General features: G+C 65.4%; 6 protein-coding genes. 2 read left to right on the forward strand and 4 right to left on the reverse strand.

Features of this window, described 5'->3' with window-relative positions:
* Positions 1–228: 228 nt before the first annotated feature.
* Positions 229–2,433: a copper-translocating P-type ATPase gene (locus ABJO61_RS09475; RefSeq protein WP_348323983.1), complete on the reverse strand. Its 2,205-nt coding sequence runs from the start codon at positions 2,431–2,433 to the stop codon at positions 229–231.
* 187 nt (positions 2,434–2,620) lie between these two features.
* On the opposite strand from ABJO61_RS09475, the gene ABJO61_RS09480 reads away from it, so the two are divergent.
* Positions 2,621–4,468, forward strand: a complete 1,848-nt coding sequence (locus tag ABJO61_RS09480) for an autotransporter assembly complex family protein (RefSeq protein WP_348330930.1) — start codon at positions 2,621–2,623, stop codon at positions 4,466–4,468.
* Entirely contained in the window at positions 4,468–8,655 is a 4,188-nt protein-coding gene (locus ABJO61_RS09485; RefSeq protein ID WP_348326884.1) for a translocation/assembly module TamB domain-containing protein, read from the forward strand. The genes ABJO61_RS09480 and ABJO61_RS09485 overlap by 1 nt, the downstream gene beginning before the upstream one ends.
* Before the next feature lie 15 nt (positions 8,656–8,670).
* Here ABJO61_RS09485 and ABJO61_RS09490 read toward each other — a convergent pair whose 3' ends face one another.
* The 3 genes from ABJO61_RS09490 to ABJO61_RS09500 form a co-directional block, all read right to left on the reverse strand.
* Positions 8,671–9,027, reverse strand: coding sequence for a hypothetical protein (locus ABJO61_RS09490; RefSeq protein ID WP_348326887.1), 357 nt, complete (start codon positions 9,025–9,027; stop codon positions 8,671–8,673).
* Positions 9,028–9,118: 91 nt separating this feature from the next.
* Complete coding sequence (locus tag ABJO61_RS09495; protein ID WP_348326890.1) at positions 9,119–10,141, reverse strand: NADP-dependent oxidoreductase; 1,023 nt, start codon at positions 10,139–10,141, stop codon at positions 9,119–9,121.
* Positions 10,142–10,193: 52 nt separating this feature from the next.
* Positions 10,194–12,077 carry an alkyl sulfatase dimerization domain-containing protein gene (locus ABJO61_RS09500; protein ID WP_348326893.1) on the reverse strand — a complete coding sequence of 628 codons (1,884 nt, stop codon included), beginning with the start codon at positions 12,075–12,077 and terminating at the stop codon, positions 10,194–10,196.
* Positions 12,078–12,122: the final 45 nt, after the last annotated feature.

The raw sequence follows: 12,122 nt of genomic DNA on the forward strand, positions 1-12,122 counted from the left end.
ACGCATGAAACACTAAGCGAGATATGTGCAGACGATACCGAGGCACTTATCTGCTTCGAAAAATCTCTGGGTATCGAACTCACATTCGACGGAGATGGTCCAACAGACTTTCTAATGGCAGTGAGGCAGAAGTCTCTCGGCTGGGTCGTTCCACGGATTCCGGTTTGGCGTAGAGGGCCACGATGCTCTGCATCAGACGACAAACAACTGGCCTTTCCTTTCTAGCCCTCACCCCAACCGCACCCTCCGCAGCCGCAGCGCATTTGCGATGACGGAGACGGAGGAGAGCGACATGGCCGCCGCCGCGAAGACGGGGCTCAAGAGCAGGCCGAAGACGGGATAGAGGATGCCCGCCGCGATGGGGACGCCCGCCGCATTGTAGACGAAGGCGAAGAAAAGGTTCTGCCGGATATTGCGCATGGTGGCGCGGGAGAGCTCGCGGGCGCGCAGTATCCCTAAGAGGTCGCCCTTTACCAGCGTGACGCCCGCGGATTCCATCGCGACATCGGTGCCCGAGCCCATGGCGATGCCGACATCGGCGCTCGCGAGCGCCGGGGCATCGTTCACGCCATCGCCCGCCATCGCGACGATGCGGCCTTCGCGTTGCAGGCGCTTCACGACTTCGGACTTCTGCTCCGGCAGGACTTCGGCCTCGACTTCATCCAGCCCCAACTCCCTTGCGACGGCTTCAGCCGTGGCGCGGCCATCGCCCGTGAGCATGACGATGCGAAGCCCTTCGGCGCGGAGGCGGGAGAGGGCTTCCGCACTCGTCTTCTTCACCGGGTCGGCGACGGCGATGAGGCCCGCCAGCTTGCCGCCGATGCCGACAAAGACGGTGGTGGCGCCCTCACCCCGCAGCTCGTTTGAGCGCGCTTCGAGGGGCGCAACATCGATGCCGAGCCCGTCGAACAGGTTGCGGTTGCCGAGCGCGACATTTTTGTCCCCGACGCGGCCCGTGACGCCCTTGCCGGAGGGGGCGTCGAAATCCTCCGCCTGCTGAAGGCTCAGGCCCTCCGCCTTTGCGCCCGCGACGATGGCGGAAGCCAGCGGATGCTCGCTGCCATTTTCGAGGCTTGCGGCGAGGGAGAGCAGCTCTTCACGCGAGATGCCTTCAACGGGCACGACCTCGCGGAGCTTCGGCTTTCCTTCCGTGATGGTGCCGGTCTTGTCGATGACCAGCGTGTCGACCTTCTCGAAACGCTCCAGCGCCTCCGCATTGCGGATGAGGACGCCGAGGCCCGCGCCGCGCCCCGTCGCCACCATGATGGAGACGGGCGTTGCGAGGCCGAGCGCACAGGGACAGGCGATGATGAGAACGGAAACGGCGGCGACGAGCGCATGGGCGAAGGCGGGCTCCGGCCCCCAGAGGCTCCAGGCCGCGAAGGCGAGCACGGCGACGGCGATGACGGCGGGGACGAAATATCCGGCGACCTTGTCGGCCAGGCCCTGAATGGGCGCGCGGGAGCGACCGGCCTCGGCCACCAGTGCGACGATGCGGGCAAGGACCGTATCCTCGCCGATGCCCTCGGCGCGCATGACGAAGGAGCCCTGCCCGTTCAACGTGCCGCCGATGGCGCGGGCGCCGGGCTCTTTCTCGACGGGTACGCTTTCGCCGGTGACCATGGATTCGTCGACCGCGCTGCGGCCTTCCACGATCTCGCCATCGACGGGGACGCGCTCGCCGGGGCGGACGCGGAGACGGTCGCCCTTCTCGACTTCCTCCAGCGGCACTTCCTCGTCGCCCGCATCGGTAACGCGGCGGGCTGTGCGCGGCGCCAGATCGAGCAGCGCGCGCAGCGCATCGCCCGTGCGCTCGCGGGCGCGCAGCTCCAGCACCTGACCGAGCAGCACGAGGACGATGATGACGGCGGCGGCCTCGAAATAGAGCGGCACGGAGCCGTCATGCATACGGAAGGCGGCGGGGAAGAGGCCGGGCGCGAGAGCGGCGACCAGCGAATAGGCGTAGGCCGCGCCGGTGCCTATGGCGATGAGGGTGAACATGTTGAGGTTCATGGAGCGGAGGGAAGCGAGCCCACGCGCGAAGAAGGGCGCGCCCGCCCAGAGGACGACGGGGGTGGCGAGCGCCAGTTGCAGGAAGGCGGCGGCGCGGGGCCCGAGCGGCAGGTCGAGGCCGAAAAGATGGCCGCCCATTTCCATGAGGAAAAGGGGAAGCGCGAAGACGAGCCCCACGAGGAAGCGGCGCGTCATATCCTTCAGTTCCTCGTTTTCCGGCTTTTCGCGCGAAACGGTCACCGGCTCCAGCGCCATGCCGCAAATCGGGCAGGAGCCGGGGCCGTCCTGCACCACTTCCGGGTGCATGGGGCAGGTATATTTGCTGCCGGGCGCGGCGGGGGCGGCAGGCGTGGAGGGTGCGGCGTGGCCGGAACAGCAGCTTGCCGGCTCATTTTCGTGTTCATTTCGGGGGCCGTGCATGACTTCGCCTCTTTCCGCTCTAGATCGCTGGACTGGAGGTGAATATGGGGCTTCCATCAACTGGAAGGTCAAGACCCGGCAGCATGCTTGACGCTGGGGGACGGGGCTGGCACTTGGAATGGTCCCCGCCTGGAGGCCATCTGCCTCCCTGCTGCGTTTTCGGGGCTTTTTTTGAGGTTTTGCGTTCTTGTCCGCCGCGCTGAAACAACTGGCACTTCTGATTGCGCTCACGCTGGCGGCGGCCGCCGCCGCGCATGCGGAGGAAGAAACGCAGAAGAGCGAGGCGGAGGACGGCTATTCCTGGGAGCGCCCCGAGGACGGCATCGAGTTCTCGACGCGGATCGCGGGGCGGCGCATTCCCGACTATGTGCGCGACCTGATGGAGAACGCGCAGAGCCTCGCCCCGGACGCGGATGATGGCGTGCCGCCGCCCGCGACGCTGGCGCAGCTTCGCCGCCGGGCGGAAGAAGACGCGGACGAGATGAAAGAGGTGCTGCGCTCCGAGGCCTATTACAATGGCAGCGTGAGTTCCTCCGTGCGGCAGGGCGAAGGCGGCGGCTTCGAGGTCGTCTATCTCGTGGTGATGGGGCCGCGCACCATGATCCGCAACTTCACCATGCAATATAGCGGGCACCCTGATGGCGGGCCGGGGCTTGTGGAGAGCGCAAGCGAACTTGGCCTGCAACCGGACCGCGCGGCAACGGCGGGGCGCGTCATCGATTTCACGCAGAAGGCGATCGCGCATCTGCATAATAACGGCTACCCGGATGCGAAGCTCGACCGGCGGCGCGTGATCGTGGACCTGTCGGCGAGCCTTGCCGACATCACGCTCTACATCACGGCGCGCGAACGCTATGTGTTCGGCCCTGCGCTTGTGAGCAATGAAGGCGGGCGGACAGACCCGGACTATGTGCGCGGGCTGACGGCGTTCAAGGCGGGCGATGTCTATGACCGCTCGAAGGTGGATGCGACGAGCGAGGCGCTGCGCAAGACGAACCTCTTTGCCGGCATCGGCATTTCTTCCGCCGGGCCGGAAGACGGCGCGCTGCCGCAACGGATCGAGCTGACCGAGCGCGAGGCGCGGACCGTACGGCTCGGCGTCAAATGGTCGTCGAGCGAGGGCGCGGGCGTGAGCGGAAGCTGGGAGCACCGCAATCTCTTCGGCCGGGCGGAGACGCTGACGCTGGCGCTGTCGATCGCGCAGATCGAACAATCGGCGACGGCGGATTTTCGCAAGCCGCGTTTTCTGCGCGAAGACCAGAGCCTGCTCGCGAGCTTCGAGATCGCACATGAGGACAGCGACGCCTACAAGGAAGACCGCATCAAGACGGGCGTGTCGCTCGAACGGGTGCTGACGCCGGAATGGACCGGCTCGCTCGGCCTCACCTTCCAGCTTTCCGAAACGGAAGACTCCAACGGGCGCATCAGCTACCAGCTTTTCGGCGTACCCGTGACGCTCAAATACGACACGGCGGATGACCTGCTCGATCCGAAGGAAGGCATTCGCGCGACGCTTCAGGGTACGCCCTATTTCGGCGCCAGCGACGAGGAGCCGACCACCTTCACCAAGCTCGAAGCGACGGGATCGACCTATTTGACGCCGGTGGAGGAACTGACCTTCGCCTTTCGCGGGCGCTACGGGATGATCGCGGCGGGGGACACGGCGGATGTGCCGGGCTCGACACGCTTCTATTCGGGCGGCGGCGGCTCCGTGCGCGGCTATGGCTATCAGATGGCGGGGCCGCTCGACGCCAGCAACGACCCCACGGGCGGGCGCTCCGTGCTCGAAGCCAATGTGGAAGCGCGCTACCGCGCCTTCGAGGATATCGGCGTCGTCGCCTTCGTGGATGGCGGCCAGGCCTATGACAACCTCACGCCTTCCCTCGGCGATCCGCTGCTCTGGGGCGCAGGCCTGGGGCTGCGTTACTACACACCGATCGGCCCTGTCCGTCTCGATGTGGCCGTGCCGCTGAACCGGCGCGACAATGTGGACGACGCATTCCAGATCTATGTTTCGCTGGGGCAGGCTTTCTGATGGCGGAGACACAGACATATCTGCGGCGGAAAGGGAGCGCCCGGCGGATCGCGGGCGGGCTCATGGCCGTGGTGCTGGGGCTTGCGGGTGTCCTGCTCGCCCTGATCGCCATCGGCACCGGGCTTCTCAACATCGCGCCGCTGCGCCACGCGCTGCTGCATTATGCGCTCGATGCGGCGAACACCGGCGAGACCGTCATTGCCGTCGAGGATATTGGCGGGAGCTGGCCCGCGCGGCTGCATCTCGAAGGGCTGACGGCGGGCGATGGCGAGGGCACATGGCTGACGCTCGACGAAGCGGTGCTTGAGTGGCGGCCGCTCGCGCTCTGGCAAGGCCAGATCCATGTGACGCGGCTCGACGTGACCGGGCTCGACGTGGCGCGGCTGCCCGAAGGCGAAGCGACGGAAACGAGCGAGACGGAGAGCGGCTTCTCCCTCCCCTCGCTGCCGGTGGAAATCCGCATCGACCGTTTCGAGACGAGAGATATTTCGCTCGGCAGGCCGGTGATCGGCGAGGCCGTTGCCTTCAATGCGTCGGGCGGCCTTGCGCTGACGCGGGGCGGCAGCGAACTTGCGCTGCGCGCGGAACGCATAGACGCCACGCCCGGACGGATCGACGCGGAAGTGAGCTATGTGAACGGGCCGGAGCGCGGCAAGCTAAAGCTCGACCTTGCGGATGGCGGCGCGGGCAAGCCGGGCATCGCGGCGGCGCTTACCGGCATGAGCGAATTCAACCAGGTGACGCTCCACGCCGAGGGACAAAGCCTTGCAGGCCTGATGACCGGGCGCCTCACGCTCGATGCGGGGAAGGCACTCACGCTCGCCGCCAAGGCGCATGGCGGCATGGCGGAAAACACGAACCTCACTTTCACGGCAGATGCGGAAGGACGGCTCGTGGCGGAGAATCTTTCCTTTGCCGATGCGCGCGCGGCGCATGTCGAAGGCAAGATATCGGCGAAGGATTCCGGCAGCTATCGCCTGGAAATGCTGCGCGTGGATGCGGGCGACCTCAGCGTCACCGGTTCCGGCATGGCGGATGCGCTGGCGGGCGGGCGCTGGGGCATCGAGGCGGAAGGCACGGCGACGGGCCTTGGCAAGATTGCGGGGCTCGACAATGAGCGCCTGCTGGAAACGGCGGGCTGGCGCCTCACTGGCGACACCGATACCGGCTTTACGCAGATCGCGATTGCCGATGCGCAGATGTTGACGGAAGCAGGTGTCGCGACCTTCACGGGGGAGGTGACGAATGACGATAACGGCTTCGGCGTCAGCGGCGAAGGCCATGCCGATATCACCGACCTCCGCCCCCTTGGCGAGATCGCCGGACAAAGGATGGAGGGCACGGGCACACTCGACGTTTCCTCCTTCCGCTATGGCGAGGACGGTGGCGCCGCGGACTTCACGCTGGAGACAAGCGCCATCGAAACGGGCGATGCGAGCCTCGACGCACTTCTCGCCGAGGGTGTGAGCGGCAGTGCGCAGTTCGCCTTCGGCGCGGATGGCGGCTTCTCGGCCAAGGGCGTGTCGCTGAATGCGGCGCAGGGCTTTACCGCGACAGGCAACTTCTCCCTTGGCGCGGATGGCGCGCTGGCGGGCGAGGCAAAGATTGCGGCCAATGAAATCGGCGCCATCGCGGCAGGCGCCGCAACGGGCGCGCTCGATGCGAGTGCGGCGCTTTCGGGCACGATGGATGCGCCGGGACTTGCGCTCGATGCGCGCCTCACCAAAGGCACGCTTGGCGGCATGGATGCGCGCGAGGCAAAACTGACGGCCGAGATCGCGCAAGGCAAAGGCCCTGTCTCCTTCCGGCTTCAGGGCGCGGACGGCACGGCGACGCTCGCCACGCAACTTGCGATGCCCGAAGAAGGCGGCGCGCGCTTCGAGGCCATCGAGGCCAATCTTTTCGGGGCAGAGCTCGACGGCGAGGTTGCCATTTCGGATGAAGGTCTCGCCTCCGGCAAGCTCAGCGGCAAGCGCGTGGCGCTCAGCCCCATCGGCAAGCTTGCAGGCGTCGCGCTTGAAGGGCGGGCCGATATCGAGATCGGCCTCGACGCACCGGACGGCAAGCAGGGCGTTCATGCCCTGCTCTCTTCGCGCAAGATCGACATGGAGCTGACCGACAGCATCACGCTCGACCGCGTGGAGGCGGAAGCGACGGTGAGCGACGCGCTGGGCAACGGCTCACTCGACGCCTATTTTTCCGCTGAGGGCGGCGGCAGCGGCAATACGCGCTTCACGCAGATCAAGGCGAGTGCGAAGGGGCCCTTCGACAAGCTCGCGATTTCGGCAGGCATTTATGGCGAGCGGCTGACCGTGGAAGCGCAACCCGTTGCGCTCAAGCTGGACGCGCTTTACGCGCCTTCGGGTCTGACGCTTCAGACATTCGACGCGACGGTGGGCGAGGCGGAAGCAACACTTGCCGCGCCCGCAACCATCGAGATGACGGGCGGCATGACGCGGCTCAAGACGCTCGACGCCGCTTTCACCGGGCCGCAGGGCGCGGGCCGCCTCACCGCCTCGATGACACTGCGCGCCCGCAGCGCCGATATCGACGCGACCATCGAGAAGCTGCCGGTCGAACTCATCGTACCCTTTCTGCCGATGGAGGCGCTGGGCGGCACGATCTCCGGCAAGGCCGATCTCGACACAGGCCGCGAACGCGGCGAGGCACGCCTCTCCTTCGACGAGGTGGTGCTGACGGAAGCAGGCAGCGACCGCCTCCCCGCCTTCAGCGCAACCGTGGATGCAGGCTGGGCGAAGCGGCGGCTCAATATTTCCGCGCAGGCGCAGGGCGTATCCGAAGAACCCTTCATGCTCTCAGGTTCGCTGCCGCTGATCCGCGACCCGCAAGGCGCTTTCCCGACGCTGCCGGAACGCGGCAGCGTCGATGCGCGTCTCGACTGGCACGGGCCGATGGCTTCGCTGATGGCGCTGGCGGACCTGCCCGGCCAGCGGCTGACAGGCGACACCGAAACCTCGGTAACGGTGGAGGGCGATATCTCCTCGCCGGTCGTTTCGGGACGCGCGACACTGCGCGACGGCACATTCGAGAATTTCGAAACGGGCACAACGATGCGCGATCTCGACGTAACGGTGGAAGGCGAACGGAGCGAGCGGCTGCGCTTCACGATGACGGCGCGCGACACCGGGCAAGGCCGGATCGAGGCGGAGGGCATAGTATCGCTTGCGGGAGATGCGAACCCGGCGGTCGACATGCGCGCGACGCTCGACAACATGGAGATGGTGCGGCGGCGCGACCTCATTCTCGGCATGGACGGAACGCTGACCCTGACCGGACCGGCGCTGCCTGCGAGCATGGAAGAACCGCTGCGCCTCGAAGGCGAACTCACCACGACGAATGCGCGCTTCAACATTCCCGACCAGATTGGCGGCGGCGTGCCGCATATCGATGTGATCGAGATACAGGGGCCGGACGAGGAAATTACCGAAGAAGCGCAGGAGGCACCACCGCTGCCGATGCTGCTCGACGTGACGCTGAAGATCGGCAATCCGCCCGCGCAGGTTTCGGGGCGCGGCGTCAGCTCGCTCTGGACGGGATCGGTGACAGCGACGGGGCTTGCCGAAGACCCGGCGCTCAACGGCGTTCTGGTGGCGCAGCGCGGCACGCTCGATTTCGCGGGCAAGACCTTCACCCTGTCGCGCGGAAGCGTGAATTTTGCGGGCGAGAAGCCCATCGACCCGCTCATCGACATTGCGCTCGACTATTCGCGCAGCGATTTCAGCGCGACGGTCGAGGTGACCGGACGCGGCTCATCGCCGGACATCGAGCTGAGTTCGGCGCCTTCGCGGCCACGCGACGAGATCATTTCGCGCATCCTGTTCGGAAAGAATGTGGGCGAGCTTTCCGCCTTCGAAGCGGCGCAGCTTGCAAACACGGCGGCGGAGCTATCGGGCAGCGGCATTGGCGGCTTCGGCATACTGAGCCAGATCCAGAACGAACTGGGGCTCGACGTGTTGCGCGTCGACACCGGCGCGTCCGGCGGCACCACCGTCTCGGCGGGCAAATATGTCCGCGAGGGGGTTTATGTGGGCGTGGAACAGGGCGCGCTTGCCAGCGATAGCGGCGTGAAGGTCGAGGTGGACGTGACCGACAATATCAGCGTCGAGACGAAGATCGGCAATGACGCGTCGAGCGATGTCGGCGTGAACTGGAAGTGGGACTATTGAGGCCGGGCGGAAGACCTAGCGGCCGAAGTCACTCGTCGGCGTGACGCCATCGGTCGTAATTGCGCCGGAGGTGAAGTCCTGGATGCGGTCGAGCTGATCCCTGTTGCGCATCTTTTCCTCGCGCTGCTGCCGCTCATATTCCTCGGCATACATTTCAGCGTCGTGGTTTTCGGGCGTATCGAATTCCTCATCCGCATCGGAACGATAGTTCACGGGCGGCGAGTCCACGGGGTCGGCGGTTTCGTAACGGATGTCGCCGGCAGGGGCCATCTCGTTGACCTCCTGCCCGGACATTTCATCGGCGGCGGCCGGAACTACAGCAAGGCCGAACGCAAGAGCCGCGATGGCGGCAGAGATTTTCATTCCACGCATTTTCAACTCCATCTCCCGCCACCACAGGGCCCCGAGGGGTCCAACCAGACATAAGCATACAGGAACCCCGGGGAAAGGGGTATGGCGAGATTCAGGGCGCCTCGGACACCTTCACGACAAGCTTGCCGATGTTTTCGCCATCGAAAAGACGGTTAACGGCGACGGGTGCATTTTCAAGGCCATCCACGATGGTTTCGCGGTGCTTGAGCTTGCCCTCGACCACCCATTGCGCGAGCTGCATCGCGCCTTCGGCGAATTTTTCCATGAAATCGACGACGATGAAGCCGCGAACCTCGATGCGGCGCATGAGGATGGGCGAGAAGTCACCGCGCATGGCCGGGTCGCCGGTGTTGTAACCGGAGATCATGCCGCAAAGGGGCATGCGGCTGAAAAGGTTCATCCGTGTCATGACGGCTTCCATGATCTCGCCGCCGACATTCTCGAAATTGACGTCGATGCCGTCCGGCGTTGCGGCTTCGAGCTGGGCGCGCCAGTCCGCCGCCTTGTAGTCGACGGCGGCATCGAAGCCGAGATCCTCGATGATGTGGCGGCACTTGTCCGGCCCGCCCGCGATACCGACGGCGCGGCAGCCCTTGATCTTCGCGATCTGGCCGACGACCGAGCCGACGGCACCGGCGGCCGCGGAGACGAGGACAGTGTCGCCGGGCTTCGGGCGGCCAAGCTCCAGCAGGCCGAAATAGGCGGTGAGGCCCGTCATGCCGCAGGCGCCGAGCATGACCGGAAGATCGACCGGGAGACCCGTGGGCAACACGCTCATGGCGCGCATGCCTTCATCGGCGATGCAGTAATCCTGCCAGCCGGTGAGGCCGCTCACATGATCGCCTTCCTTGTAGCGCGACGAATTCGACTTCACGACGACGCCGACACCGCCGCCGCGCATGACCTCGCCGATTTCGACGGGCGGCATGTACTGGTCCATGTCGCTCATCCAGATGCGGTTGGTCGGGTCGAGGCTGAGATAGAGGACACGCACAAGCGCCTCGCCGGGGCCGGGCTCGGGCATAGGCTCTTCCACGAAATCGAAATTCGATTTCTCGATGCGGCCCGTGGGGCGCGTCTTGAGGCGGAACTGGCGGTTGAGATCGTTCTTCATGGTGTGCCTCCCGGGCATTGCGGTAGCGGATGTCTATCTGTGGGGATGCCGCTCAGGGCATCACGATTTCGAACCAGAAATCGAAACGGTCGAGGAATGAGAGAAGCGCCGCGAAGGGCGCCGCATCGCCATCGACTGCAACATTCTCGTCGGGTAGCGCGATTTCGCCGATGACGAGGCTCGCAAGCGCACCACGCGTGAGCGAGACGGTGGGTGCGTCCTTTGCCTCGCGGCCGGGATAGTGATGGAAGACCGCGTTCTCCACCGTGACGAGGAAGCGCTCGCCCGTATCCGTGAAGCGGATATTGACGGCGATTTCGCTGGCGCCCGCGCGCTCGCCATTGAGGCGGACGGAAAGCGAGTCGAGCAATTGTTCGGCGGGGAGCGAACGGAGCTGACCGGCGGCGCCCTGACGCGGTGTATCCGATGGCGGGCGCGGATTGCGAAGCTCCATCGCGGCAGTGAGATAGAAGGCGCGCCAGGGACCGGACTCCGCCTGATAGCCGAGCTGTTCGAGCGCATCGGCCTGAAGATTGCGCGCATCGGCATTGGACGGGTCGGCGAAGACGAGATGGTTCACGAGTTCGGCAACCCAGCGATAGTCGCCTTTCGCGAAAGCCGCGCGTGCCTTTTCGATCAGTGCATCGGCGCCGCCCGCAAGCTCGACATAACGCTTGCCCGCCTCGACGGGCGGATGCTTGTGGAGGTTTGCGGGGTTGCCGTCGAACCAGCCGAGATAACGCTGATAGACGGCCTTGGCGTTGTGGTTCAGCGTGCCGTAATAGCCGCGCGTGTACCACTCGGCGGCGAGCGTCGGCGGGAGCGCGAGCTTCTCGGCGATTTCGAGCGGCGTGTCCCCGTGGTTCGCCATGCGCAGCGTCTGGTCATGGACATATTTGTAGAGGTCGCGCTGCTTCTTCAGGAAAGCGGCGGCGGCATCCGAGCCCCAGCGCGGCCAGTGATGGCTTGCAAAGAGAACATCCGTCTGACCTGCGAAAAGCTCGATGGCCTCGTCGATGTACCAGCTCCACGCCTTTGCATCGCGGACCTGCGCACCGCGCGGGGTGTAGATGTTGTGGAGGTGGCAGGAGCAGTTCTCCGCCATGCAGAGCGCCTTGAACTGCGGAAAGTAGAAATTCATTTCAGCGGGCGCTTCGGTGCCGGGCGTGACCTGGAAGACGATCTCGATACCGTCGACCGTCATGCGTGTGCCGGTTTCTGAAATATTCACCGTCGGCGGCACGAGACTCACCTGCCCCATCGACACGGTCTTGCCGAGGCCTGCATCGACATGGCCCTTCGCGTTGCGCGGAAGAAGCGCGCCATACATGTAAGTGGCGCGGCGGCCCATCGCGTTGCCCGCGAGCACGTTCTCGCTGACCGCCTCTTCGAGGAAACCTTCGGGCGCGATGATCTGGAGGCCGTTTGCTATGTCCTCATCGGAGAGGACGCCCTTGATGCCGCCATAGTGATCGACGTGGCTGTGGGTGTAGATGACGCCCACGACCGGCTTGTCGCCCCTGTGCTCGCGCATCAAGGCAAGCGCGGCGGCGGCCGGCTCGGCAGAGATCAGCGGGTCGATGACGAGGTAGCCGGTATCACCCTCGATGAAGGTGATGTTGGAGAGGTCGAAGTTGCGGACCTGATAGATGCCTTTCGTGACCTCGAAAAGGCCGTGAATGGAGTTCAGCTTCGCCTGACGCCAGAGGCTTGGGTTCACCGTATCGGGGCAATCGCATCCCTCGCCCTCGAAAGCGAAGGTGCTCATGTCCCAGACGGCGTTGCCCGCCGCGTTGACGATTTTTCCGTCGGGGATGGTGCCGATGAAACCCTGTCTCACCAGTTCAAAATCGGCGCCGGTATCGGCGGGGAGTTCCTTCGCGAAATCCGCGAGCGCGCGCTTCGTCGCTTCCGTGGCGTCTTTCGGCTGTTCCATGTCCTGCCCTCCCGGCTCTTGTTCGGCTGTTGCGGGAGAGTATAT

The sequence above is a fragment of the Parvibaculum sp. genome (assembly GCF_039973015.1).
GTDB lineage: Bacteria > Pseudomonadota > Alphaproteobacteria > Parvibaculales > Parvibaculaceae > Parvibaculum.